Here is a 24,041-nt window from a genome sequence, read left to right as displayed (position 1 = left end):
CGGTGATCGTCTCTCCCAAGCCACTGGCCCACCCGCAAGCTTGGGCCAAGGCGACCGACCACCTGATGTGGGACAAGGATGTGAAATCGCCGGTCGGGCTGATCGTCCATGGCGCCCGGGAAGTGAACAACTTTTTGGCCGACGGCCAGTATTTCTTCGTCGACATCTTGCGCGAGGGCATCGTGCTCTACGAGCTCGACGACCGGCCGCTGGCCGAACCAAGAAGGCTTTCCGCCGTCGATGCATACAGGGTGGCGAAGGAGCATTTCGAGAGGCGCTACCCGGAGGCTCAATTAACCCTTCGGACCGCGCAATGGCAGGCCAGCCAAATTGGTGAAGCGACCGAATGGGCACGTCTGGCAGCGTTTAGTCTACACCAGGCAAACGAGCATGCTTTTGCGACGGCGCTTCTCACGCTGACCAATTATAGCCCGCCATCGCACAACCTGAAATTCCTACGCGGGCTGGCCGAAGATCAGGACCGCCGGTTGATCGACGCCTGGCCGCGCGACCAGCACCGCTATACCGCCTGGTACAACATCCTCAACGAAGCCTATGTGAAGGCGCGTTACTCGAAGCACTTCGAGATTACCGACGAAGCGCTTGCGTGGCTGGTCGAGCGGACGGAGCATCTGCACCGCCTCGTCGAGACGATCTGCAAGGAGCAGCTGGTCGAGCTGGAGCGGGCGAGCGGCAGCTCTGCAGGCTAATGCGTTTCGCGAAACAGTGCATATTTGCCAGAAGAAGGCTGCTTCGGTCGCATCAGAAAGAACACCACAAATTGGGCCGCAAAGCAGTTTTCGGCAGTTCCGATTCAGAACGCTTGGGAATCCGTGAAATCAAGAGATTGTTGATGAGCGCGGACGAAGTAGGCCGGGTTGGCGACGAAATTGCTGCCGAGCCGGATCTCCTGTTCCAGGGCCTCTAAGCCTCATCCCCGCGCCACATACTCCTTCACCAGCCCCTCATAGGCATTCATTTCCGGCAGCGTTTCAAAGCTATACACCGCACCGGTTTCGGCGAATGACAGCTTCTCCCTCGTCCAAGTCTCGATGAACGGTGTGAACCAGGTTGTATCATCCAGCATGGTGGCACGCAGGTTGACGAACCAGTCCATGCCCTCGGGCCGCGTAAACATCCAACTCATGCAATGCGGGCAGAAATAGTGCCGTGTTACGCCATGCAGGCCGCCGATCACGGGTTCGCCCCGGGTCACTTCGAAGCCTTCCGCCGGAATTGCAGCGCTCAACGAATAGGCGCTGGACGACATTTTCTGGCAGCCGGTGCAATGGCACGCCATGGTGAGCAGCGGCTTTGCGCTGATCTTGAGCCTGACTCGGCCACAACGGCAGCCACCTTCCCATGGCAGGTTCTTATTGCTCATCGGCCAATCCTCCAGGTTCGCCCATAATCTAGCGTCATCCGACGTCAATCAAGGCCACGGCCGATATGCATCGCAATCACTTATGGATTCGCGCCGGATTGCCGACGACCGTCGCACCGCTCGGTACATCTTTCGTCACAACCGCGCCTGCGCCGACGATTGCGCCGTCCCCGATCGACACGCCGCCCAAAATGGTAGCGCCGCCGCCGATCCAGACATCCTCCCCGATCGAAACCGGCCGCGCCATCTCGATCCCGGCTTTGCGAAGAGCTGCATCCTTGTGATGTTCCGCACAATAGATATGCACGCCCGGCCCCAGCATGGACCGCTCGCCGATTGCCACCGTTCCCGAATCGAGGATGGTACAGCCGGCATTGAGGTAGACGCGACTGCCGAGGGCTATGTTCACACCATAGGAGCAATGAAACGGCGCCTCGATGAAAGCGTCGGCAGGCGCCTTTGCAAAGAGCAGCGCCAGCGCCGGTGCCATATTGCCGCGTTCGTCCGGCGGCATCGTGTTGTGCTGGTGAACGGCCCTTCGCGCCAGCTGGCGCAGCCCCTCGAGCTCGCCATCAAGGCAGCAATACCACTCGCCAGCCGTCATCTTGTCCCGCTCGCTCATCTGCCTCTCCCGGTGCTGAACGCCTATTAAGCGGACCGTGCCGCGCAGCACCATAGCTAACTTCGCGACATGAACATGCGACGGCCTTTCCGCGCAAGCCGGACGTTGCGAAGCGGCCACGAAGGCCTTAAATCGAAGCATTGCAAGGAATCCGCCGATGACTGAAAAAGCCCGTGTGACGATCCTCTACTGCACCCAATGCAACTGGCTGCTGCGCGCCGGCTGGATGGCGCAGGAATTGCTGCACACCTTTTCTGATAGCCTCGCCGAAGTGGCGCTCATTCCTGGTACGGGCGGCAATTTCGAGATTCGAGTCAACGACGACCTCATCTGGGAGCGCAAACGCGACGGTGGTTTCCCGGGGCCGAAGGAACTCAAGCAGCGGGTGCGGGACATCATCGAACCCGGCCGCGATCTCGGCCATGCCGACCGCGTTTCGCTGGAGAGCTGACCCTCAGTCGAAGGGCGAATTGCAGGTCTTGTAGATGCCCTCGTAGGTCACAAAACGATCGGTCCTCGGATTGTAGGTCCGATACTGATTTCGGCACCATTCGACATGCATATCCTTCGCCGGCGGACGTATCCGGCGAATTGGCGGCGGATCATAGGAGAGCTGCCGCCTGGGCTGGGCGCGCGGTTGGTAATAGGTCGGCCCTCTCGCTTCCGGCGGACGATAGTTCGGCTGGACATAGGCCGGGCGGTGCCACTGCTGCGGCCCGAAGCCGAAGCAACCGCGATAATCGCAGTAGGTCGATTGCACGTTGATGATCGCCGGAATACGCTGTTGCAGCGGCGCAAGCGGAGGCGCGGCACTGGCCGCAAGCGGCACGAAGCCGATGACGGAGCCGAAGATGATCGTTCGAAGAGCAGACATCACTGATTCCTTTCTGCTGCTGCAGATATAGAACACCCGCCGCCGCATGGCATCCACCACAAGATCGAAAGCCGTTCAGTTCGGCGTGATCGCCCGGTTTTGGCGTGTTAGGGAGGCATATTCGCTCTTTTTTTCAGCCTGTCAGGAAAACTTCAAAAAGCCAGTTGACAGCAAAGAGCCACCCCCTTACATGGCTCTCCGTCGCCCAGATGGCGGAATTGGTAGACGCGCCAGCTTCAGGTGCTGGTACCCGAAAGGGTGTGGAGGTTCGAGTCCTCTTCTGGGCACCATTCCATTACAAAGATAGCAGAAAGAGCCGATGCCAACGGCCGTGGTCTCGTGACCTCGCTGTCTTACCACCTCAGAAATCGTGATCCAAGCAGCGCGCCGATGGCTGTCACTGCCGCGATTGCCGCGGTGTACCAGACTGCGAGAAACAGCGGGCTGTCGTCCGTGCAGTGCAAGGCATAAAGCGCCGCCGCTATGCTGCCGGCGGCAAGGCCTGCTGCAGCACCGGCAAGGCTTGGGTGTTCCGCAGCGCCGTTTTTCAGCGCCCAGAGGAAACCCGCAAGCGGCGCGAGCGACAGGACCGGGATGAAGAACAGGCAGAAGCGTGCGTTGCGGCCGAGCATCGCCGTTTCCCATAAATCCTGCGGAATGGCCGACAATTCGGCCGCAGTGCCAGCTGCCAGCAGGATCAGCGGCACGAACAGCGCCAGGCTTGAATGTCTCAACGGCACGCCTGGACGGCCTATGCGAAAGACAAGCCTGCAAGCGGTGACGGCGAGCATCAGGGTCAGGACCATCTTGAAGAGCACGCGTGCCGTTTCGATCGCGCTTGCCATGTCGTGACGGATACCGACGGCCGAAAGAAGCAACGCCGCAGAGACTGCGACGCCGATCAGCAGCGCACCCAGGAGCAAGGGACCAAGCCGCGTGCGGATGGGCGCGTCTTGTGCCAGGAGGCTGATCAGGTCATCGGTCTTCACTCGTCTCACTCCGATACAATGCCGCCAGCGACTTCAACGCCCGGTGCAGCGCGACGCGCACCGCACCTTCGCTCATTCTCAGCCTTTCGGCCGTTTCGCGAACACCTGCTCCCTCGATCGAAATCGAGCGCACGATATCACGCTGCGGATCCTTCAGGCGATTCAACATATGTTCGGCGTCGAGCCGATCCAAATTGCCCGCCTGTTCTTCCGCTTCGAGCGTTGTCATCACGTCGTCGATGGGCACATCGATGTGACGGCCGCGGCGGCGCAGGCTGTCTATCAGCTTATTGCGCACGATCGTCGACAGCCAAGGGCCGATCGGGCGAGCCGGATCCCAGGTTCCGCGCTTCAGGTGAACTGCAAGCAGCACCTCCTGCACGACATCCTCCGCCTCGCCTGCCGGCGCGCCAAACTGATCGCAGCGCCTGCGGGCCATGGCGCGCAGATGAGGTGTCACAGCGCAAAGAAAGCGGTGATAGGCTTGCGCATCGCCATCCATGGCGCTGCGCATCCAGCCTGCCCATTCCTCTTCCCGTGCTGAATATTTCACCCGATATCATCCTCTACGAGAGGGCACACATCTTTGTTACCGCTCGTTCGAAAATATTTCGCGGTAGCGGGCGAGCCTTTGTTCTCAGGCGTTTTCCCCTGCAATCGCGCAGACGGCAAGCCGGGCCGGCAAAAAAATCGCGAGAAGCGCTGTAACATTCCGTCGACTCCCTCCGTAGCCCGCAATGCAAGCCAATCACGGCTCGCCATTCTTACGGAGATGAATAATGAAAAACAGCATCGTTACGTTGGCTCTCGCAGGCTCGCTCGCCTCGGCGCTTGCAACTGTTGCCGCTCCTGCCGCTTCGGCTGCGGACAACAAGGAAAAGTGCTACGGCGTTTCCATGAAGGGCCAGAACGACTGCGCGGCCGGACCCGGGACCACTTGCGCCGGTACCTCGAAGGTCGACTATCAGCAAAACGCCTGGAAGCTCGTTCCAGCCGGAACCTGCGAGGCGATGAAGACGCCGAATGGTCACGGCTCGTTGAAGCAAGGCCCGGCTCCGGCCTGAGACCCCAAAACATCCGAAAAGACCGGCGGCGCCGATTATCAGCACCGCCGTCCCCTACCAGGAGAGATCACATGAAGGCGTCAGGACTTCCCCGTAGCGCCGGCGTCGGCTTCAAGCCGCAACATTTCGCCGACATCAATGCTGAACCCCAGCCGATCGGCTTCTTCGAGGTACATGCCGAGAACTATATGGGTGCTGGCGGGCCACCGCACGCCCAACTTGGCAAGTTGCGTGAAGATTATGCGCTTTCGATCCACGGCGTCGGCCTTTCGATCGGCTCAATGCAGCCACTCGACAGGGAACATCTTGCCCGCGTGAAAACCGTCTGCGACCGCTACGAGCCGGAGAGCTTCTCCGAACATCTCGCCTGGTCGACGCACGATACAGTCTTCCTCAATGATCTCCTGCCGCTGCCTTATACCGAGGCAACCCTTGTGCAGGTCGTCGAGCATGTCGATGAGGTGCAAAACACGCTGAAGCGGCAGATGCTGCTCGAAAATCCCGCCACCTACCTGCTCTTCGAGGAAAGCACGATCGAAGAGACCGATTTTCTCGCCGAAGTCGCCAGGCGGACCGGCTGCGGCCTGCTCCTCGATGTTAACAACGTCTTCGTCGCCTCCACCAACCATCATATGGACCCGCGCGATTATCTCGCCCGCTTTCCAGTTCAACGGGTTCGCGAAATCCACCTGAGCGGCCATTCGGAAACGGTCGACGATGCGGGGGCGCGATTTTTGATCGATTCGCATGACACGCCCGTAAAGGATCCCGTCTGGGCGCTCTATGAGGAACTGATCATGCGAACCGGGCCGATCGCAAGCCTGGTGGAATGGGACAACGACGTGCCGCAATGGCCGGTATTGCGTGCCGAAGCACAGGCCGCCGATGCGATCCTTAAGGGCGCTGCGCGCCGAGCCGCATGAGGTCTTCTGTGTCAACCATTACGCAAAGCAACTTCGCAGCAGCACTGACCGACATCTCCCTGCCGGTTCCCGAAGGGTTGACCGCCTGGGATGGCCCGCGGCCGGAGCGCCGTTTCGGCGTCTATCGCAACAATGTGACAATCGGCCTGATGGGGGCGCTCGCTTCGCGGTTTCCAGTGGCGGAAAAGATCGTCGGCAATGCGTTCTTTGCCGCGATGTTGCGTGAATTCATTCGGCTTCATCCGCCGCGCTCGCCGCTGCTTCTGGCATATGGTGATGACCTTGCGGAATTCGTCGAACGCTTCGCGCCCGCCAGGGACATCGCCTATCTTGCGGATGTGATCCGTCTGGAAGCGGCGCGAGGACGAGCCTATCATGCGGCAGAGGCGGCTCCGTTGCAGGCCGAGCGACTGGCCGCAATCGATCCGGATCGCCTCGCCGAACTGACATTCGTCGCCCATCCCTCCCTGTCAGTCCTCACATCCCCTCATCCGATTGTGACCATCTGGGCAATGAATGTCGGCGAAATGGAGCTTCGGCCGATTGAAAACTGGACCAGCGAGGACGTGTTGGTGGTCAGGCCACGTGCGCGTGTCGAAGCGCATCGTCTGCCGGCCGGCGGAGCGACCTTCCTATCGGAGCTTGCGAAGGGTACGGCACTGGCTGCCGCCGTAGAGCGCGCCACAAAAGCGTCGCTGGATTTCGATCTTTCATCCAACCTCGCCGGCGCGCTGCAGGCCGGCGCCTTCATCGACGTGCGCTGGAACAGCGCGGGAGACAATCATGACTGACGAGAGCACCATGACAACGATAGCCCCTCGCGGCCTTCCGCAGAAACTCAACGGTTTGCTGCATCTCCTCGATTACATCCCGCACGACCTGATCGCCCTGATTTCGCGCATCTCGATCGGCGCAGTATTCTGGCAATCCGGGCAAACCAAGGTCGACGGATGGCGCGTTGCCGAAACCGCAGTCTATCTGTTCGAGACCGAATACCGGCTGCCGTTTATCAATCCCTGGCTCGCCGCGCATCTTGCAGCTTTCGCCGAGCACTTCTTCCCGGCGCTTCTCGTCATCGGATTTGCAAGCAGGCTCTCGGCACTAGCACTTCTCGTCATGACGCTGGTGATCGAAATCTTCCTCTATCCCGATGCATGGCCGACACACGGCACGTGGGCCGTCTGCTTCCTGGTCATCATTGCAGGCGGACCGGGGCGCGTCTCAATGGACTACTTCATCGCGCGGTATTTTTCCCGCACGGCATGAAGCGTCAGCGCACGGGCTGATAGTGGCCTCTTGCGGGCACTTGCGTTCCTTGGCTCACGTAACCGTCGCGGTCGCATACGTAGACGGTGGTCGGCATGCCGCCGGAGCGGAAGATCCAGTCCCCATTGCGCCGAATGCCGCGCGCTTCGGCGCGGCAGACATATTGTTCCTCATCCTTCTTGTCGGGCTGAGACTTTACGCCGGGGAGATCGGGATAGGGATAGAGCGGCTGAGCGGCTGCGTTGCCCGCCCGGCTCCAATCCGTCGCAAAAGCCGGCGCGGCGATCAGGCCGCTGACGACAGAAAGGGCAGCGAGCAACATCGGCAGGGGTCGCATATCGGGGACCTTTCGTTGCAGGACGGGCTCCAGCGACATTCGTCTTCAAATTTAGGAAGCAGCCATGCAGCCATCAAGCGGTAGACCGGGCACAACAAATTGATTTGGTAGCCCTTTACCGCGGGGCCTCCCGGCGGAAATAGCTCCGAATGACCGGATGCCCAAAGAGGCTTGCGAGGATCGCAAAGGCCGCGCCGGCGGCAAAGCCGGTGAAGAGCCCGCCGATAACGCCGGCGATCAATAGAATCTTCTTGCCGGGACCGTCCGGTTTCGTTGGCGGTTCGGCTTCTGAAATGACCCGGATGTTGCTCTGTGGAAGGTTCTGCTCCTCGGTCGTCTGACTGGAGCGCTTCAGGACGGTCTCGTAAATTTCCCTGGCGGCCGTCGCCTTGCGCTGCAGTTCGTTAAGCTCGACCTGCTTGTCGGATGTGGTCGCCTGCAGCGCCTTTTGAATGTTCAGTTCCCTGGCAATCGCCTCCTCGGCCTTTGCCGCCTGCTCAAAATCGGCGCGCGCCGAAGTCACCATGCGCTGCAATTCGCCCTTGATCTCGCCCGAAATGCTCTGCAGTGACGAGCGGGCGGCCTGCAGTCGCGGATGACGAGCGCCCATCTGGCTCTCGAGGCTGCCGACCGCTGCGGCCTGAGTGGCATATTGCTGTCGAAGGCTCGCGAGCGACGAGTTCACAGAATTGCCGTCCGTTTGGCTATTGGCGACGACATCCTCGAAGCTCATGTTCGCGGCCGCATCCGCGCGGGCCTTGGCCTGAATTGTCTTTTCCTGCGCAGTCAGCAGCAGCGTATTTAGCGAGGCAAGACGCTGGTCGGAAATCAGATTGCCCTCCGTCGCCGCCATATCGTTGTCGGCGCGGAAGGTTTCGACGGCCTGCTCGGCCTCCTGCACTTTCTGGCGCAAATCGGTCAAACGAACATCCAGCGTCGCCGTGGTATTTTCGTATAGACCTGTCGAGGCACTGCTTTCCTCTTGCATGAACGAGGTCACGACCTGGTTTGCAAGCTTGGCGGATTTCTCCGGATTGTTCGTCACGGCTGTCAACGATACGACATAGGTGCTGCTCTGGCGGGTGATCGTAAGCGACTTCTGCAGGGCGCTGACTACAGCCGCGTCGTCGCTCCGCCCGCCGTTGAATTCCGGATCCTGCGCAAGCTTCATGGTATCGGCAACCCGGCGCAGCACGTTGCCGGACATCAGGATCTGCACCTGGCTGTCGATCATCGACGAAATCATCTCCGGCGAGATCGTCGATGATTGTGTCGCCAAATCTGCAAGGCCGATCTGGCGCGGATCGAAATAAAGGCTTGTGCTTGCGGTGAACTTCTGCGGCAGCGACGGCAGCAGTGCTGCGCCCGCCAAAGCGCCGAGCGCGGCCAGTCCGAGGACAATCAGCCTTCTGTTCCAGATCGCAAAGATGGCCGATCGCATATCAACAAGCGGCGCATCAGTATCGACGGAAACCGGCGCTGCGCGGACAACGGCACGCTCGGGCTGCGACGGCAAAGGCTGTGTCTGGCGCAAGTCCTTTTCGGGAGGAATGGGCGACGGCGGCGCCTCCGGCTCGGGAAAGGATTTTGCGAAATCACCAGGCCTTAAGACAGGCGCGCGCGCGGCAGAGCTTTCCGGCGCGGTTGGCGCAGGCTCGTAGCTTCGCCAGCTAGGCAGCCGACTAACTCTGTTCCTGTCAAATTGGCTCATAAACACACTCGTGACCCGCCGACGCAGATCTTTGGCGGAGGTAGACCGACTTTAGAAATCCTTAGCTAACGGAGCGTTAAGATACCCTACCCGATATTGCCGGAACATGGCAGAACTCTAGAAAGCGAGATCGATGAAAGCCGCGTTATCGCCCTGGCGCCGCATGCTGACGATCGCCGCGGCAGCAATGCTGCCGTGGCACGTCGGCCTTGCCGAAGCGGCGGGTCCCTGCTTTCGTGGCATCAATCTTTCCGGTGCGGAATTCGGCAATCCGGGTGGAGAGATTTTCAAGGATTATGCCTACCCCTCCGAAGAGACAATCGGCTACTTCAAGCAGAAGGGGATGAATATCGTTCGATTGCCGTTCTTGTGGGAGCGCCTGCAGCCTGAACTCGGGCAGCCACTGAACGACGCCGAACTCCAGCGCATAAAGGATACGGTGGCCCTTTTGCGCAAGCATGAGATGACTGCCATTCTCGATCCGCACAATTATGCCCAGTACAAGAAAACGCAGGTCGGGACACCGCCGGCGACGACCCTGGCATTTTCAGATTTCTGGACTCGGCTTGCTTCCGAATTTGCCAATCAGGACGACGTGATTTTCGGGCTCATGAACGAACCCCACGACATTGCCAGCGACAAATGGCTTAGCGCAGCCAATGCGGCGTTCCGCGGCATCCGGGCGGTCGGCGCCAACAATCTCGTCCTCGTGCCGGGCACGAAGTGGACGGGCGCCCATTCCTGGCAGTCCGATGGCCCAGGCGGGCCGAACGGCACTGTGATGCTCGGCGTCAAGGATCCGCGCAAGAACTTTGCCTACGAGGTTCACCAGTATTTCGACAGCGATTCTTCCGGTACGCATGACGAATGCTCCGGCAATGAGAACGCCAGGAATGCCATCATCCGCATGTCCGAATGGGCACGCGAGCACGGCACCAGGGTGCTCTTAGGCGAATTCGGCGTTTCGCAAGCACCCGAATGCGTCGCCGGCTTGAAGACGGTTCTGGATACGATGCAGGAGAACGACGACGTCTGGCTTGGCTGGACCTATTGGGTGGCCGGTGACTGGTGGCCGGCGAGCGAGCCCTTGAACGTGCAGCCCCACGACGGCCATGAGCGAAAGCAGATCGCGGTGCTGGAATCCGCCGCCAAGGCGCCTTCTCCTGCCGAGGACGCGTGCCGGACAATGGGCAGGTAGCGGCGATGGAACAGCCAGATGCAACAACGAAGGAACCTATCGACTACGGCATCCTGGCCGTCGGCGTGCTGTCGGTCACCTATAATTGCCTTCTCGCCTTCATCAACCACAACATCACGCCGCTTGCGTCGTCGCATGTCGCCCTCAGCGAGATCCTGCTGCTGATCTACAGTTTTGGCTTTCTTTTAAAGAGAGGCCTTTACGAAGAAGACCTCGCGCCGCTTGGCTATTTGCTGGCGACGATCTTCCTCACCGTCTATGTGATCGCGGTCAACCGCGCAGGTTATATCGACCACCTGCGCAACGTGCTGATCATTTTCGCTTTCGTCATCATGGGCCGATGGACGAACGAACGAACGCTGAAGCTGATTTTCAAGATATGCAGCGTTGTGGTGCTGGCGGTGCTGATCTGCGAGATTGTCTCGGTGCAAGCCTATGTGGCCCTGTTCCATCCGGCTGAATATTTCGAAAACACCCGCGGCGTGCCCCGCGCCACCTATAGTGACATCGGGCTTTTTCGCGGCGCGCTCGGGTTCCCATCCCGATTTTCCTTCGGGATTATCGATCACCGGTCCTCATCGATCTTCCTGGAACAGGTGTCACTTGCCAATTTCTGCGGCGTGCTGGTCATCTATCTCGTCAGCTTTTCCAATCGCCTGAGATTGTTCGACCGGCTGCTCTTCGTCTTCACCGTCATGCTGATCCTCATTACCAACGACACGCGTACGATGCTGATTTTCAGCATGGCCTGCCTCGCCGGCTATTTTCTCTTTCCGTGGATTCCGAAGATCTGCGATCTGTTGATGATGCCGATGATTATCGTCATGGGCTTCGTCATTTATGCATTCCGTCCCGATGCCCATGAAGACGACTTCGTCGGCCGCATCAGCGGCACAATCCGGAACATCATCGCAATGGATATCCCGGCGGCGCTCGGCCTTGAACTCGAGAAAGCCACGACTTTCGTCGATAGCGGCTACGTCTACATAACCTATGGCGCGACGATCTTCGGCCTCATCCTCTTCTGGCTGTTCGTCTCCTTTTTCCCGGCAGGCGAGACGCCGAACCAGAAGCGGCTTGCCCATTCGCTGTCGCTCTTCATGTTCCTGAACCTGATGATCGGCTCCACGGCGATCTTCTCCATGAAGACAGCCGGCCTCGTCTGGCTGCTCGTCGGCTTCCTGAAGGTCAACGAGGGCGTGCGAGGGAAACGCGCTGCCGATAAAGTAGGCATGTCGGTTTCTGCCTGAACGGCTGCGCGGCGGGGATACGCGACGGCGCAGGCGGAACGGACTCTCGCTATGACTTCCGTAAGTTGGAGCGTAACGAACGGATGCGAGAGCCTGCAAGTCCTTGACAGCTTCTCCTGCAAATCGTTGCACGAATGAAAGAGCTTCGCCTATGCGGCGTAGCTGCTTTGATCTAAGCAGACCTGTCGGCTATTGCCGTGAGAGGGAAGAGGGCCATGACGCATTATGTACTGACCGTATCGTGCCAATCGACGCGCGGCATCGTAGCGGCGATTGCGAATTATCTCGCCGATCAGGGCTGCAACATCGTCGACAGCTCGCAGTTCGACGACCTCGACACCGGCAAGTTCTTCACCCGCGTCAGCTTCATTTCCGAGGAAGGCGTTGCACTGCCGACGCTGAAGGAAGGCTTCGAACCGATCGCCGAGAAATTCGGCATGGAGGCTGAAATCCACGATGGGGACAGCCGCATGAAGGTGCTCTTGATGGTCTCCCGCTTCGGCCACTGTTTGAACGACCTACTCTATCGCTGGAAAATCGGCGCCCTGCCGATCGATATCGTCGGCGTCGTCTCCAACCACTTCGACTATCAGAAGGTCGTGGTCAACCACGACATTCCCTTCCATCACATCAAGGTCACCAAGGAAAACAAGCCGCAGGCCGAAGCCCAGCTGCTTGAGCTCGTCGACCAGACCGGCACGGAACTGATCGTGCTCGCCCGCTATATGCAGGTGCTTTCCGATGCCATGTGCCGCAAGATGTCCGGCCGGATCATCAACATCCACCATTCCTTCCTGCCGTCCTTCAAGGGCGCCAACCCCTACAAGCAGGCCTACGAGCGCGGCGTAAAGCTGATCGGCGCCACGGCACACTACGTGACCGCCGATCTCGACGAAGGCCCGATCATCGAGCAGGATACGGCGCGCATCACCCATGCCCAGAGTGCCGAGGACTATGTCTCGATCGGCCGCGATGTCGAAAGCCAGGTGCTGGCGCGCGCCATCCATGCCCATATCCATCGCCGCGTCTTCCTGAACGGCAACCGCACCATCGTCTTCCCGGCCAGCCCAGGAAGCTACGCCTCCGAACGTATGGGTTGAAACAACCCGAAAGGGTAGTCGTAAGCGCTTGCCCATGACATGCATTCGATTATCTGCTTAATGTGTAAAATCGAATCATGCTGGGGGATGCCATGACCGATGATGCGCGTGCCGATCGTTTGGACTTGCCGCGCCCGGACGTAACGCCGGCCGAAGCGGAAAGCATCCTGCAATCCCGCTATGGCCTCCACGGCACGATCACCGAACTCGGCAGCCAGCAGGACCGCAATTACCGGATCAATACTGGTGATGGCAGCTATGTGCTGAAGATCTGCCACATGGCTTACGATACGCTGGAGCTCGAGGCGCAGAATGCGGCAATCCGGTATCTGACCAGCAAGGAGGGTACGCCGCGTGTCCCGCGGGTCATGAGCTCGACGGACGGCCAGGATATCATTGCCGTCACGGTTCGCGAACAGACCTTCAAGGTGCGTGTGCTCGAATATCTCGAAGGCGAAGGACTGACGCATCGCAAATACCTGCCGAAGGCTTCCGTCGCCGCCCTTGGCGCACTCTGCGCCCGGCTGGCACAGGCGCTCGCCGACTTCAATCATTCGGGCCTCGACCGCAGCCTGCAATGGGACCTGCGCCGCGCGGGGCCTGTTGCCGTTCAGCTGCTTTCGGCCATCACCGATAGCGCTGCGCGCGACCGGATCGCCAAGAGCATGGTGCTTGCCGTACGCCGCATCCAGCCGCTCGCGCCATCGCTTCGCGTCCAGGCCGTGCATCATGATGTAACAGGCGACAACGTCGTCTGCCGGATTGATGAGCAAGGGCGGCCGATGCCCGACGGTGTCATCGATTTCGGCGATATCATTCGCGGCTGGCTCGTCGGCGATCTTGCCGTTACCTGCGCCTCGCTGCTGCATCAGGCCGATGGCGATCCCTTCTACATCCTGCCCGCCGTCAAGGCCTATCACGAGATCTATCCGCTGACGGACGAGGAACTGAAGGCGCTCTGGCCGCTGATTGTCGCGCGTGCCGTCATTCTCGTCGCGAGTAGCGAACAGCAGATTTCCATCGACCCGGAAAACGACTACGTCCGCGACAATCTGAAGCTTGAACGGCAAATCTTCGACACGGCCATGTCCGTTTCCTTCGAATTGATGGAGGCGGCAATTCTTGACGCAGTCGGCGCCGACATGACGCCCGTCGATATGTCTAGCTGGCACGCGCTTCTGCCGGAGATCGACCTTGCAAACATCGCCTATCTCGACCTCGGCGTTCAGAGCCCGCATTTTGCGGCCGGAAACTGGCTGAATGCGGAGATGGACTGGCGGCTTTTGGCACGCGCGGCGAATGAGGCGGGCATCGCCGCGACCCGCTACGGCGAATACCGGCTTTCGCGCGCCGTTCTTCGAAGCGCCAGGCAGCCATCGACCTACGCGTTGCATACCGACATCTGCCTCCCCGGCGGCAACAGCGTCGCTGCACCATTTACCGGGCGCATCGATTGCAAGAACCACCATCTCGTCCTGATCGGCGACGGTATCAATCTACATCTTGATGGCCTGGACCTGTCTGTTGAGGATGGCACCGAGGTGGAACAGGGGCAGATCATCGGGACGGTCTCGGGCGAAGCCTCTTCGCTCGGCGGCTTGCGTATCCAGTTCTGCACGGTTCCGGCGCTCGAACCGCCCCTCTTTGCCGCGCCGCAGGAGGCAGCCGCCTGGTCCGTGCTTTGCCCCTCGCCTGCGGGCCTGCTTGGACTGAGCGCCAGTGCGCCCGAGCCGGAGACGGAAGAACTGTTCTCCAGGCGCCAGGCGCATCTCGCAAAACCGCAGAAGAACTACTACGAGGTGCCGCCGCAGATCGAGCGCGGCTGGAAGGAACACATGTTCGATGTCGAGGGGCGCGCCTATCTCGACATGGTCAACAATGTCACGATTCTCGGCCACGGGCATCCGCGCCTGGCAGAAGCGATCGGCGAACAATGGCTGAGGCTCAACACCAATTCGCGCTTTCACTATGCGGCGCTCAGTGAGTTCTGCGAGCGATTGGCAGCTCTGGCGCCCGACGGACTGGACCGCGTCTTCCTTGTCAACAGCGGATCGGAGGCAAATGACCTGGCGATCCGGCTCGCCGGGGCGCATACGGGTGCCCGCAACATGCTTTGCCTGCGGGAAGCCTATCATGGCTGGTCGGTGGCAAGCGACGCCGTCTCCACCTCAATTGCCGACAACCCTCAGGCCCTGGCGACCCGGCCGGATTGGGTGCATGCCGTCGCTTCACCCAACACCTATCGCGGCGAATTTCGTGGGCCGGATTCGGCCGGAGACTATCTCACCGCGATGGCGCCCGTGCTGCAGTCGATCGATGCCGGCGGGCAAGGGCTTGCGGGCTTCATTGCCGAATCGGTCTATGGGAACGCCGGCGGCATTTCCCTGCCGGAGGGATATTTATCAGAAGCCTATGCTCAAGTGCGTGCCCGTGGAGGAGTCTGCATAGCCGATGAGGTGCAGGTCGGCTATGGCAGGCTTGGACATCACTTCTGGGGCTTCCAACAGCAGGGCGTGGTGCCGGATATCATCACCATCGCCAAGGGCATGGGCAACGGCCACCCGCTCGGCGCGGTGATCACGACGCAGGCCATCGCCGGGTCGCTGGAGAAGGAAGGCTATTTCTTTTCCTCGTCCGGCGGCAGCCCGGTCAGTTGCGTTGCCGGCATGACGGTGCTCGACGTCATGGTGGACGAAAAGCTCCAGGACAATGCACGCGACGTCGGGGATCATCTTAAAAGCCGACTGGCCGCGCTGATCGACAAGCACCCGATTGCGGGCGCCGTCCACGGCATGGGACTTTATCTCGGCCTTGAATTCGTACGCGACAGAACGACGCTGGAACCGGCGACGCAAGAGACGGCGGCCATCTGCAATCGCCTTCTCGAACTCGGCGTGATCATGCAGCCAACCGGCGATCACCTGAATGTGTTGAAGATCAAACCGCCGCTTTGCTTGACCACCGAGAGCGCCGACTTCTTCGCGGACATGCTGGAGAAGGTCCTATCCGAGGGCTGGTGACCTCGCCGCCGCCATTAACCGGTGCGGTCATTTCGAGGCTTTCGGTTTTTTAATCAAAAGCCCCATTGCCGGAATCAAAACGGCTTCCTATGTCTGGTCCCGGTGATCGAAACGAGGCTTCCGGCCGTCACGCAATTTGCACAAAGATCTGATAACGTTCTTTCAGCAAGTATGTTTGTGGTGGAATTATTTTTTTCGGATCGTCGAGATTTTGACACGTTTCGGAATATGTTTCTGACAGGCTATCCTCTATTCTCTACAAACCAGGTAGATTATAAAAGATAGTCGTCGCCGGGTCTTGAGCCTTTCGAGACCTCAAGAGTGCAACGCCAACACAAGGAACGAGACATGATTGATATCGGTATTCTCGCCACCCTCCTTGGGCGAATTGTGCTCGGCAATGACCGTCCGGGCGCCCTCTCCCGCCCGAACTGTCGAATGTGACCTTCGTCCCCTTTCAACGGTATCAGACAAGTCAATTCGTCATCGCCTCGCAATCCGCGCGGCAGGAGTTCTACGCATGAAAAAGCAAGTTATCGAATATGCAGGCGTCCCCGTGGGGATCGTCATTCCGGATGAAGACCGGCTGAAATTCATCGCCGTGAAGTTTCACGTGCACGACCTTGACGAGCAGCGTTTCAGTTCGCCGGATGAGGTGAAGCTTGCGATCCACGACCTGATGACCCGGCGCCATCCAAAGCCAATCCATGCCTGAAAACAGGCTTAGGTTTCCGCACTTCATCGCTTTCCAAGGTTTATGACCGGCCCCAAAAGAAGGGGCCGGTCTTGTTTTTTCATGCTGGTTGCGATCCTATCCGACGTCAACAAGGACGGCGCATTTGCTCAATCTCATTACCGATATCGAAGGCGTTTCGATTGGCCACGCAACGGACCTGAAGCTCGGTTCCGGCGTCACGGCGATTGTCTTCGACGAGCCGGCGACGGCTTCGGCCGCCATTCTCGGCGGCGCGCCCGCGGGCCGCGACACCGCCTTGCTCGATCCGTCGATGACGGTCGAGAAGGTTGATGCCTTCGTTCTTTCCGGCGGCTCAGCCTTTGGGCTGGATGCGGCAGGCGGCGTTCAGGCCGGCCTGAGGGAAGCCGGCCGCGGTTTCCAGGTGGGCACGGTGCGCGTGCCGATCGTACCCGAGGCGATCCTCTTCGATCTCTTAAACGGCGGCGACAAGGATTGGGGCCTGCATTCGCCGTACCGGGAGATGGGCTATGCCGCCTTCAAGGCAGCGAAGAAAGGCGAATTTCCGCTTGGAACGGTCGGGGCTGGAACGGGTGCGACGACAGCGACATTCAAGGGCGGGCTCGGCTCGGCAAGCACGGCCAGCAGCGCTGGGCATCGGGTGGCGGCAATCGTCGCAGTCAATGCGCTCGGTTCGCCAACGATCGGCGACGGGCCGCATTTCTGGGCGGCACCCTTCGAACGAGACAACGAATTCGGCGGGCTCGGAATGCCGGAGATGATGGATCATCGCTTGCGGCTGAAGGGCATGATGGCGCCTGCAACCACGATCGGTGTAGTCGTGACCGATGCGGCGCTCACGAAAGCCGAGGCTCACCGGCTTTCGCTGGGCGCCCATGACGGGCTGGCAAGGGCATTGCTTCCGGCGCACCTGCCGCTCGACGGCGATACGGTCTTTGCTGCCTCGACCGGTGCACGAGCGGTGGCCGACATGGGCGAACTGATGGAGCTTTGCCATCTTGCGGGGATGGTCATGGCCCGCGCCATCGCCCGCGGTGTTTACGAAGCGACGACGCTGCCTTACGAGGGTGCGCAGCCGGCCTGGAGGGAGCTCTACCCGGACGGGCGTTGATTGCCCGGACAGAGTAAGAAGGACAAGCGGCGGAGAGAAAAAATGCAGATCCGGGCCCTGATGTATTTCGACGAGTTGGTTAGGACCAAATCCATGCGCCAGGCTGCCGAGAACCTGGGCGTTGCGCCGACTGCCGTCAGCCGCCAGATCGAGAATCTCGAAGAGCATTTCGGCGCTGCGCTCGTCGAACGCAGCACGCGCGGCGTGACGCTGACGGCCGCAGGTGAGCTGCTTGCCGCGCGCGCCGGGCGGACACTTCGCGAACTCGAGCACGTGCAACAGCTGATCGAAGATCTCAAGGGGATCGCGCGCGGTAAGGTGACCATCTACGCCAATGGAGCGATCGTCACCAGCCTGCTCGCACCCGCGCTTTCGCAATTCAGCAACAGCTACCCCAATATCCGTTTCGAAGTGATGATCACCAGCGCGCGGCAGGCCATCGAAGCGGTGAACGCAGCACAGGCCGACATGGCGCTGACGCTTTTTGCGCCGCCGATGTCGGAGGCAAAAGTGGTGACGCGCTTTGAAATCGCTTACGACGTGATCGTTTCGGCGCGTCATGCAGCGGCGGGCCGCAAGGAAATCACCCTTCGCGAACTTGCGCGCGATACGCTCGCCCTGCCCGAGAAGTCATTTGGTTTCCGCCAGAGTTTCGATGCACTTATCGAGCGGCAGGGGCTGACGATCGACCCGGTTTTCACGGTAAGTTCGCTGGAAATGCTTAAGGAACTCGTGCTCAGCGACAGCGCAGTGACGCTACTGCCGGCACTTGCTGTACGCCGCGAGATCGAGGCGGGCCAGCTTGCTGCAATCCCTCTTTCCAGCGAAACCTCCATCCGCACCCATGCCGAGCTCTCGATTGCACCGGACCGGCAGCTCTCCTTCGCGGCCAGCAAGCTCATCGGGTTCATCGAGAATTTCATGCGGACGAAACTGAAGAGCCGCTGAGGCCGGTCGCAAGGAGACAGCTTGCATTTTCTCTGTTTTTAGTGTGTAGCTTTTTTCGATACACTGTGAACACAAAATGTTCGCATCAATTTCAAACCGCTTTTTCGGGATTCGCAGGATTATGATCACCAGCCTGTTTCCGGCACCATTCACACGCCTTGCCCAACGCCTCTCCCTCAGCGCTGCCCTTTCCGTCGTGATCATGGCTAGCGTCGCCATGCCGGCTCAAGCGGGCAAGGCGGTGCTGAACCTCGGCATGAGCGTCGAGCCGACGGGGCTCGACCCGACAATCGCCGCCCCGGTCGCGATCGGTCAGGTGACCTGGCAGAATGTCTTTGAAGGGCTGGTGTCTATCGATGAGAGCGGCAAGGTCCGACCGCAGCTTGCCAAGAGCTGGGACGTTTCCCCGGACGGGCTGACCTATACGTTCAAGCTGCAGACCGGCGTCAAGTTCCACGACGGCGAAACCTTCAATTCCACGACGGCCAAGTTCGCGTTGGAGCGTGCCCGCGGCAAAGATTCGGTCAATCCGCAGAAGCGCTTCTTCGCCTCGATTGCCTCCATCGATACGCCCGATCCCGAAACGCTGGTGCTGCACCTTTCGCAGTCGACGGGAAGCCTGCTTTACTGGCTCGGTTGGCCGGCATCGGTCATGGTTGGTCCGAAGTCCGCTGCGAGCGACAAGACGCACCCGGTTGGCACCGGTCCGTTCAAATTCGTAAACTGGGCGAAGGGCGACAAGGTCGAACTCGCAAAAAACGAAGCCTATTGGAACAGCCAAGTATCCGTGAAGCTCGACAAGGTGACCTTCCGCTTCATAGCCGACCCGCAGGCACAGGCTGCCGCACTGAAGGCAGGCGACGTGGACGCCATTCCGGAATTTGCAGCACCCGAGCTGATGAGCTCGTTTAAAGATGATCCGCGGCTCGTGACGAAGATCGGCAATACCGAGCTCAAAGTCGTTGCGGGCATGAACAATTCCAGGAAGCCTTTCGACGACAAGCGAGTGCGCCAGGCCCTGATGATGGCGATCGACCGCCAGACGGTGATCGACGGCGCCTGGTCGGGCCTCGGCACGGCGATCGGTAGCCATTATACACCGAACGATCCGGGTTATCAGGACATGACCGGCGTGTTGCCCTATAATCCCGAAAAGGCCAAGGCGCTCCTTGCGGAAGCCGGTTATCCGAATGGTTTCACCTTCACGATCAAATCGCCGCAGATGGCCTATGCGCCACGCAGCGCCCAGGTCATGCAGGCAATGTTTGCCGAGATCGGCGTGACCATGAACATTGAACCCACCGAATTTCCGGCAAAATGGGTTCAGGATGTAATGAAGGACCGCGCCTACGAAATGACCATCGTGGCCCATGCCGAGCCGATGGATATCGACATCTATTCCCGCGATCCCTACTACTTCAACTACAAGAACCCGGTCTTCAATGACCTGGTGAAGAAGGTGCAGGAGACGACCGATCCCGCCTTGCAGATCAAGATCAACGAAGAGGCGCAGAAAATCCTCGCCGAGGATGTGCCGGCGCTATATCTATTCGTCATGCCCAAGCTCGGCGTATGGGACAAGAATCTGAAGGGCTTGTGGGAAAACGAGCCGATTCCTTCGAACGTTCTGACGAATGTGGCGTGGAAGGAGTGAGGCTGGGTTTTGTGCCGGATATGCAGAAGGCGTGAATAGGTGACGCGCGATTCTCTTCTCCCTCATTTCTGTGCTTGTCACAGGGATCTAGAACGCCGAATTCCTTGGGCGCAAAAGACTCCTTCGATCCAGTCATTCGCGACGCCGACGCGCCGCGGCTGGATTCCTGTGCTGATCCCCGAAGCAAGACCGAGGATGGGAATGAGGAGAACGACGAATGCGTCGGCCGCAAGCAAGCAGCGCCTATGATCGCGCTTCTTGGCCGCCGCTTTGCCGGACTGATCCTGACGCTTGCCGCCGTCTCTTTCCTGATTTTTGCTGTCATGGACCTTCTGCCGGGCGATCCTGCTTCGATCATGCTCGGAACCTCGGCGACGCCGGAGACGCTGGCAGCACTTCGCCATGAACTCGGGCTCGATCAGCCTCTGCTCCTTCGCTACGGCCAATGGGTAGCCGGGGTGTTATCCGGTGATCTCGGGCAGTCTTATACCTATGGCGTGCCGGTTGCGGGACTGATCATCGAGCGGCTGGCGGTGACGCTGCCGCTGGCGCTGTTCGCGATCCTCCTTTCCGTCGTCATCGCCGGGCCGCTCGGTACCTTCGCGGCAGCACGGCGCGACGGCATCGCCGATATCATAGCGACGCTCTTTTCACAGGTAAGCATTGCCGTTCCGGCTTTCTGGGTGGCACTGCTGCTGATCATCCTGTTTTCGACAACACTTGGGCTCATGCCGGCAGGTGGCTTTCCCGGCTGGGGTAGCGGGCTTTGGCCCGCACTGCAGGCGCTGGTTATGCCCGCCACAGCCTTAGCGCTTCCGCAAGCAGGCGTGCTGACGCGCGTCACCCGCACAGCGGTACTGGAAACGCTGCACGAGGACTTCACGCGCACGGCGCTCGCGAAGGGACTGTCGGCCCGCGCAGTCTTATGGCGGCACGCCGTGCCGAATGCGCTGGTGCCGATCCTGACCACCCTTGGACTGCAGTTTACGTTCCTGGTGGCCGGCGCGATTCTGGTCGAAAACGTCTTCAACCTTCCAGGTCTTGGACGGCTTGCCTTTCAGGCATTGTCGCAACGCGACATCATCGCCATGCAGGACGTCGTGCTGTTCTTTGCCGCGCTCGTCGTCATCATGAATTTCCTGGTCGATATGTCCTATCTCGCGATCGACCCGCGACTGCGAAAGGACGTGTGACAATGGCGATCGCTTCCGGCAGTCCCATCAAACGGCGGCCATTTATAATTAGCCGGCAAATAAAGCTGCTCGCCGGATCATCCATCGTCGGATTGCTTGTTGCGGTTGCACTTCTTTCACTCGTCTGGACGCCGCTGCCCCCTGCAAAGATGCAGATCATTTACAAACTGCAGCCGCCCTTCGCCTTCGGCGTGCTCGGCACCGATCAATTCGGCCGCGACGTTCTTTCGATGCTGATGGCCGGATGCTGGAATTCGCTGTCGATCGCCATCACCGCGGTGGTCATCGGCGGCACGATCGGCTCGGCTGCCGGCATTTCGGCCGCAGCCACCCGCGGCATTTTCGAAACACTGCTGATGCGCGTGTGCGACGTCATCTTCGCGCTGCCGCCGATCCTCTCGGCGATGATCCTCGGCGCTTTTCTCGGATCGGGCAGGTTCACGGCGATCACAGCGATCGCCGTCTTCATGATCCCGGTCTTCGCGCGGGTCACACTTGCTGCTGCCCTCCAGGCCTGGAGCCGCGACTACGTGCTGGCGGCGCGCGCGATCGGCAACAGCCGCTTGACGATCTCGGTGCGCCATGTGTTGCCGAACATCATGAACCAGATCATCGTCCATGCCGCGATCCAGCTTGGGCTGGCGATCCTCACCGAGGCCGGTCTAAGTTTCCTCGGCCTCGGCGTGGCGCCGCCGGCGCCGACCTGGGGCCGGATGCTCGCCGATTCCCAAACCTATCTTGGGCTGGCGCCATGGCTTGCCATCCTGCCCGGGCTTACGATCGGCCTTGCCGTTCTCGGCTTCAACCTGCTGGGCGATGGACTGCGCGATTTCTTCGACCCGCGGCGATTTTGATCAGACCGGACGGCGATAGCCGGTCGGCTGTTGGTAGAGCTGGCCTATACGTTTGACAGCGGCCTCGAAATTCTCGCGGGCGACAGTCATCGTGTAGCCATTGGCGTGAAGGATCGTTTCGGGGTCCTCCATGATTGCGACATGTCCCTTCCAGAAGACGAGGTCGCCGCGGCGAAGCCCGGAGCGATCGATCCTCTCGCCGAGGCTTGCTGCCTGCATGTCCGTGTCGCGCGGCGCGCTTTTGCCGGTCATCAGCATGGCCAGTTGAACGAGACCGGAACAATCGATGCCAAGGCCTGAACGGCCGCCCCACAAGTAGGGTGCATTCATGAAGCGCGACGCGATCTCGACATAATCGTCATCCTTGCCGGCGGCGATGGGCTGGACATGCCTTGCAAAAATTGCCGTGCCATCCTCCAGAACGACGTAGTGATTTCCGCGCACCTCTGCCTCACCCGCGACCCTGACGCGGCTGCCCATGGAAAGCACGGATTTATAGGGCTTTCGCAATTCCGGTTGCGGATAGAGGAAGGTGCGCTGTACGGTGACGATGTGTGTCGGCTCCGTCTGGGCGTCGGACAGCATTTCCTCCGGCATATAGCCGACATACCCGTCCGAACGGGCCTTTACCCAGCACCAGCCGCCAGCGCGGTCAAAGACCGTTACATCCTCCCCGAGGAGCAGTTCCGTATCGATGCCGACTGACATATCCGGTTGCGGGCGAAGCGGTGCAACGGCGACGGCGATCTGCGCCGGGATACCGGAAACAAAGCGCAAGGCTTCGACCTTGCCTTCAAGACGCGCTTCGGCAAGATCCGGCCGATAGGCATGCAGGCGGCGGTCGAGCATCGTCATCTCCATTCCACTTAGATCGGCAGGCGGCGCCCCTGGTCACGCACCAGGTCGCCCAGCTTCTCGAGATAGAGCGCGCCGCCGACGGTGCGCTTGATGATCACGTTGCGCCGGTCGCTTTCGTCGCGTGCCCGATCGACAAGGCCCATTTCGCCCATGGTATCCAGCGCCCGGGTGATAACCGGTTTCGTCACGTTCAGTGTCGCGGCAAGCCCCCGTACCGTATGGGGCGGCGGCACCAGATAGATATGCAGCAGGATCGCCATCTGACGCAACGTCAAATCACGTTCGTCATGGTGAACCTGGTTGAGCGTAACGCCGTGCCAAAGCCGCAGGGCCTGCGAGGCAGTCAATTCGATCGGCAAGGCTCCTCCGGAAAATCATTACGCCAGCGTTCTATTTTCCGCGAGAGGAGGCTGGCAGGCAAGAGGCGGCAGAATCTGCCGCCTCCCAGGGTGAATAAAATTTTAATGATCGCGGTCAGCCGCGGCGGATATGGTGGTAAAGGGCGCGGATCGCCTGCGCCTCGCCGCCGCCTGGCGAATGAGCGCGCTCGGTCGGCGCCCAGCCGTAGATGTCGAAATGCGCCCAGCTCTTCGCGTTGCTGACAAAGCGTTTCAGGAACAGCGCCGCCGTGATCGCACCCGCCATGCCACCCGCCGGAGCGTTCGTGATGTCGGCGATCTTGGCGCGGATATCCTTGTCATAGCCCATATAGAGCGGGAGCCGCCACAGCGGGTCGTCCGTCTCGAGGCTTGCGTCGGTCAGATCCTGGGCAAGGTTTTCGTCATCCGTGAAGAACGGCGGAAGATCGGGGCCGAGCGCAACGCGGGCAGCCCCCGTCAGCGTCGCCATGTCGATCAGGAGATCCGGTGATTCCTCGTCGGCATAAGCCAGCGCATCGGCGAGGATCAGGCGGCCTTCCGCATCGGTATTGTCGATCTGGACTGTCAGGCCCTTGCGGCTCTTGTAGATG

At 60.2% G+C, this 24,041-nt stretch carries 25 protein-coding genes, 1 tRNA gene and 1 pseudogene; 17 read left to right on the top strand and 10 right to left on the bottom strand.

The window, feature by feature from the left end; translation table 11 throughout:
• A partial coding sequence (locus tag C9413_RS06780) for a HEPN domain-containing protein (protein ID WP_170250295.1) occupies positions 1-710 on the top strand: 710 nt, incomplete at its 5' end.
• A 221-nt stretch (positions 711-931) separates the two neighbouring features.
• Here C9413_RS06780 and C9413_RS06775 read toward each other — a convergent pair.
• Together C9413_RS06775 and C9413_RS06770 are read right to left on the bottom strand one after the other, a co-directional pair.
• Positions 932-1,384, bottom strand: a complete 453-nt coding sequence (locus C9413_RS06775; RefSeq protein ID WP_039843595.1) for a GFA family protein — start codon at positions 1,382-1,384, stop codon at positions 932-934.
• 76 nt (positions 1,385-1,460) lie between these two features.
• A complete protein-coding gene (locus tag C9413_RS06770; RefSeq protein WP_039843594.1) occupies positions 1,461-2,006 on the bottom strand; it encodes a sugar O-acetyltransferase in 546 nt (181 codons plus the stop codon).
• A gap of 157 nt (positions 2,007-2,163) precedes the next feature.
• Here C9413_RS06770 and C9413_RS06765 point away from each other — a divergent pair, with 157 nt between their 5' ends.
• On the top strand, positions 2,164-2,457 hold the full coding sequence (locus tag C9413_RS06765) for a SelT/SelW/SelH family protein (RefSeq protein ID WP_039843593.1): 294 nt from the start codon (positions 2,164-2,166) through the stop codon (positions 2,455-2,457).
• A gap of 3 nt (positions 2,458-2,460) precedes the next feature.
• Here the strand turns inward: C9413_RS06765 and C9413_RS06760 are convergent, their stop codons facing one another.
• Positions 2,461-2,880, bottom strand: a complete 420-nt coding sequence (locus tag C9413_RS06760; RefSeq protein ID WP_039843592.1) for a BA14K family protein — start codon at positions 2,878-2,880, stop codon at positions 2,461-2,463.
• A 203-nt stretch (positions 2,881-3,083) separates the two neighbouring features.
• On the opposite strand from C9413_RS06760, the gene C9413_RS06755 reads away from it, so the two are divergent.
• Positions 3,084-3,170, top strand: a tRNA-Leu gene (locus tag C9413_RS06755).
• 63 nt (positions 3,171-3,233) lie between these two features.
• Here C9413_RS06755 and C9413_RS06750 read toward each other — a convergent pair.
• Both C9413_RS06750 and C9413_RS06745 read right to left on the bottom strand, forming a co-directional pair.
• On the bottom strand, positions 3,234-3,869 hold the full coding sequence (locus C9413_RS06750) for a DUF1109 domain-containing protein (RefSeq protein ID WP_039843591.1): 636 nt from the start codon (positions 3,867-3,869) through the stop codon (positions 3,234-3,236).
• Entirely contained in the window at positions 3,856-4,422 is a 567-nt protein-coding gene (locus tag C9413_RS06745) for a sigma-70 family RNA polymerase sigma factor (protein WP_039843590.1), read from the bottom strand. Before C9413_RS06745 ends, C9413_RS06750 begins: the two co-directional genes overlap by 14 nt.
• Positions 4,423-4,648: 226 nt before the next feature.
• On the opposite strand from C9413_RS06745, the gene C9413_RS06740 reads away from it, so the two are divergent.
• The 4 genes from C9413_RS06740 (at position 4,649) to C9413_RS06725 (ending at position 7,122) form a co-directional block, all read left to right on the top strand.
• Entirely contained in the window at positions 4,649-4,933 is a 285-nt protein-coding gene (locus C9413_RS06740; RefSeq protein ID WP_039843589.1) for a DUF2282 domain-containing protein, read from the top strand.
• Between the two features lie 71 nt (positions 4,934-5,004).
• Positions 5,005-5,856, top strand: a complete 852-nt coding sequence (locus C9413_RS06735; protein ID WP_039843588.1) for a DUF692 domain-containing protein — start codon at positions 5,005-5,007, stop codon at positions 5,854-5,856.
• An 8-nt stretch (positions 5,857-5,864) separates the two neighbouring features.
• On the top strand, positions 5,865-6,647 hold the full coding sequence (locus tag C9413_RS06730; RefSeq protein ID WP_039843587.1) for a DNA-binding domain-containing protein: 783 nt from the start codon (positions 5,865-5,867) through the stop codon (positions 6,645-6,647).
• Positions 6,640-7,122, top strand: a complete 483-nt coding sequence (locus C9413_RS06725; protein WP_039843586.1) for a DoxX family protein — start codon at positions 6,640-6,642, stop codon at positions 7,120-7,122. Before C9413_RS06730 ends, C9413_RS06725 begins: the two co-directional genes overlap by 8 nt.
• 4 nt (positions 7,123-7,126) lie before the next feature.
• Here the strand turns inward: C9413_RS06725 and C9413_RS06720 are convergent, their stop codons facing one another.
• Together C9413_RS06720 and C9413_RS06715 are read right to left on the bottom strand one after the other, a co-directional pair.
• Positions 7,127-7,459, bottom strand: a complete 333-nt coding sequence (locus C9413_RS06720; RefSeq protein ID WP_170250297.1) for a hypothetical protein — start codon at positions 7,457-7,459, stop codon at positions 7,127-7,129.
• Between the two features lie 115 nt (positions 7,460-7,574).
• Positions 7,575-9,170 (bottom strand): GumC family protein, encoded by a 1,596-nt coding sequence (locus tag C9413_RS06715; protein ID WP_039843585.1) that lies wholly within the window; start codon positions 9,168-9,170, stop codon positions 7,575-7,577.
• Positions 9,171-9,303: 133 nt separating this feature from the next.
• Between C9413_RS06715 and C9413_RS06710 the strand changes: the two genes are divergently transcribed.
• The 10 genes from C9413_RS06710 (at position 9,304) to C9413_RS06665 (ending at position 22,213) form a co-directional block, all read left to right on the top strand.
• A complete protein-coding gene (locus C9413_RS06710; RefSeq protein ID WP_039843584.1) occupies positions 9,304-10,368 on the top strand; it encodes a glycoside hydrolase family 5 protein in 1,065 nt (354 codons plus the stop codon).
• A gap of 5 nt (positions 10,369-10,373) precedes the next feature.
• A complete protein-coding gene (locus tag C9413_RS06705; protein ID WP_039843583.1) occupies positions 10,374-11,618 on the top strand; it encodes a hypothetical protein in 1,245 nt (414 codons plus the stop codon).
• A 215-nt stretch (positions 11,619-11,833) separates the two neighbouring features.
• Complete coding sequence (gene purU, locus C9413_RS06700; protein WP_039843582.1) at positions 11,834-12,718, top strand: formyltetrahydrofolate deformylase; 885 nt, start codon at positions 11,834-11,836, stop codon at positions 12,716-12,718.
• Between the two features lie 92 nt (positions 12,719-12,810).
• Positions 12,811-15,738 carry an aminotransferase gene (locus C9413_RS06695; RefSeq protein ID WP_039846576.1) on the top strand — a complete coding sequence of 976 codons (2,928 nt, stop codon included), beginning with the start codon at positions 12,811-12,813 and terminating at the stop codon, positions 15,736-15,738.
• Positions 15,739-16,258: 520 nt separating this feature from the next.
• On the top strand, positions 16,259-16,453 hold the full coding sequence (locus C9413_RS06690) for a hypothetical protein (RefSeq protein WP_027510551.1): 195 nt from the start codon (positions 16,259-16,261) through the stop codon (positions 16,451-16,453).
• A 124-nt stretch (positions 16,454-16,577) separates the two neighbouring features.
• Positions 16,578-17,564: a P1 family peptidase gene (locus C9413_RS06685; RefSeq protein ID WP_039843581.1), complete on the top strand. Its 987-nt coding sequence runs from the start codon at positions 16,578-16,580 to the stop codon at positions 17,562-17,564.
• A 42-nt stretch (positions 17,565-17,606) separates the two neighbouring features.
• Positions 17,607-18,512 (top strand): LysR family transcriptional regulator, encoded by a 906-nt coding sequence (locus C9413_RS06680; RefSeq protein WP_039843580.1) that lies wholly within the window; start codon positions 17,607-17,609, stop codon positions 18,510-18,512.
• A 121-nt stretch (positions 18,513-18,633) separates the two neighbouring features.
• A complete protein-coding gene (locus C9413_RS06675; RefSeq protein WP_039846575.1) occupies positions 18,634-20,166 on the top strand; it encodes an ABC transporter substrate-binding protein in 1,533 nt (510 codons plus the stop codon).
• 245 nt (positions 20,167-20,411) lie between these two features.
• Positions 20,412-21,359, top strand: a complete 948-nt coding sequence (locus C9413_RS06670) for an ABC transporter permease (protein WP_170250296.1) — start codon at positions 20,412-20,414, stop codon at positions 21,357-21,359.
• A gap of 2 nt (positions 21,360-21,361) precedes the next feature.
• Positions 21,362-22,213 (top strand): ABC transporter permease, encoded by an 852-nt coding sequence (locus C9413_RS06665; protein ID WP_039843579.1) that lies wholly within the window; start codon positions 21,362-21,364, stop codon positions 22,211-22,213.
• Here C9413_RS06665 and C9413_RS06660 read toward each other — a convergent pair whose 3' ends face one another.
• From C9413_RS06660 to C9413_RS06650, 3 genes and pseudogenes are all read right to left on the bottom strand, one after another.
• Entirely contained in the window at positions 22,214-23,068 is an 855-nt protein-coding gene (locus C9413_RS06660) for an NlpC/P60 family protein (protein WP_039846573.1), read from the bottom strand.
• Positions 23,069-23,079: 11 nt separating this feature from the next.
• On the bottom strand, positions 23,080-23,430 hold the full coding sequence (locus C9413_RS06655) for a MarR family winged helix-turn-helix transcriptional regulator (protein WP_028739383.1): 351 nt from the start codon (positions 23,428-23,430) through the stop codon (positions 23,080-23,082).
• Between the two features lie 115 nt (positions 23,431-23,545).
• Positions 23,546-24,041: pseudogene (locus C9413_RS06650) on the bottom strand (leucyl aminopeptidase family protein); the annotation flags it as partial.

Source organism: Rhizobium sp. SEMIA 4085, from assembly GCF_013004495.1.
Lineage (GTDB): Bacteria > Pseudomonadota > Alphaproteobacteria > Rhizobiales > Rhizobiaceae > Rhizobium > Rhizobium gallicum.
The sequence above is the reverse complement of the archived record's forward strand: the minus strand, read 5'-3'. Positions and strand labels throughout refer to the sequence as shown.

Excerpts from the sequence above, each read along its gene's own strand:
- C9413_RS06775 (WP_039843595.1), bottom strand. The coding sequence starts at position 1,384 with ATGAGCAATAAGAACCTGCCATGGGAAGGTGGCTGCCGTTGTGGCCGA.
- C9413_RS06770 (WP_039843594.1), bottom strand. The coding sequence starts at position 2,006 with ATGAGCGAGCGGGACAAGATGACGGCTGGCGAGTGGTATTGCTGCCTT.
- C9413_RS06765 (WP_039843593.1), top strand. The coding sequence starts at position 2,164 with ATGACTGAAAAAGCCCGTGTGACGATCCTCTACTGCACCCAATGCAAC.
- C9413_RS06760 (WP_039843592.1), bottom strand. The coding sequence starts at position 2,880 with ATGTCTGCTCTTCGAACGATCATCTTCGGCTCCGTCATCGGCTTCGTG.
- C9413_RS06740 (WP_039843589.1), top strand. The coding sequence starts at position 4,649 with ATGAAAAACAGCATCGTTACGTTGGCTCTCGCAGGCTCGCTCGCCTCG.
- C9413_RS06735 (WP_039843588.1), top strand. The coding sequence starts at position 5,005 with ATGAAGGCGTCAGGACTTCCCCGTAGCGCCGGCGTCGGCTTCAAGCCG.
- C9413_RS06725 (WP_039843586.1), top strand. The coding sequence starts at position 6,640 with ATGACTGACGAGAGCACCATGACAACGATAGCCCCTCGCGGCCTTCCG.
- C9413_RS06720 (WP_170250297.1), bottom strand. The coding sequence starts at position 7,459 with ATGCGACCCCTGCCGATGTTGCTCGCTGCCCTTTCTGTCGTCAGCGGC.
- C9413_RS06715 (WP_039843585.1), bottom strand. The coding sequence starts at position 9,170 with ATGAGCCAATTTGACAGGAACAGAGTTAGTCGGCTGCCTAGCTGGCGA.
- C9413_RS06710 (WP_039843584.1), top strand. The coding sequence starts at position 9,304 with ATGAAAGCCGCGTTATCGCCCTGGCGCCGCATGCTGACGATCGCCGCG.
- C9413_RS06705 (WP_039843583.1), top strand. The coding sequence starts at position 10,374 with ATGGAACAGCCAGATGCAACAACGAAGGAACCTATCGACTACGGCATC.
- purU (WP_039843582.1), top strand. The coding sequence starts at position 11,834 with ATGACGCATTATGTACTGACCGTATCGTGCCAATCGACGCGCGGCATC.
- C9413_RS06695 (WP_039846576.1), top strand. The coding sequence starts at position 12,811 with ATGACCGATGATGCGCGTGCCGATCGTTTGGACTTGCCGCGCCCGGAC.
- C9413_RS06690 (WP_027510551.1), top strand. The coding sequence starts at position 16,259 with ATGAAAAAGCAAGTTATCGAATATGCAGGCGTCCCCGTGGGGATCGTC.
- C9413_RS06680 (WP_039843580.1), top strand. The coding sequence starts at position 17,607 with ATGCAGATCCGGGCCCTGATGTATTTCGACGAGTTGGTTAGGACCAAA.
- C9413_RS06675 (WP_039846575.1), top strand. The coding sequence starts at position 18,634 with ATGATCACCAGCCTGTTTCCGGCACCATTCACACGCCTTGCCCAACGC.
- C9413_RS06670 (WP_170250296.1), top strand. The coding sequence starts at position 20,412 with ATGATCGCGCTTCTTGGCCGCCGCTTTGCCGGACTGATCCTGACGCTT.
- C9413_RS06665 (WP_039843579.1), top strand. The coding sequence starts at position 21,362 with ATGGCGATCGCTTCCGGCAGTCCCATCAAACGGCGGCCATTTATAATT.
- C9413_RS06660 (WP_039846573.1), bottom strand. The coding sequence starts at position 23,068 with ATGACGATGCTCGACCGCCGCCTGCATGCCTATCGGCCGGATCTTGCC.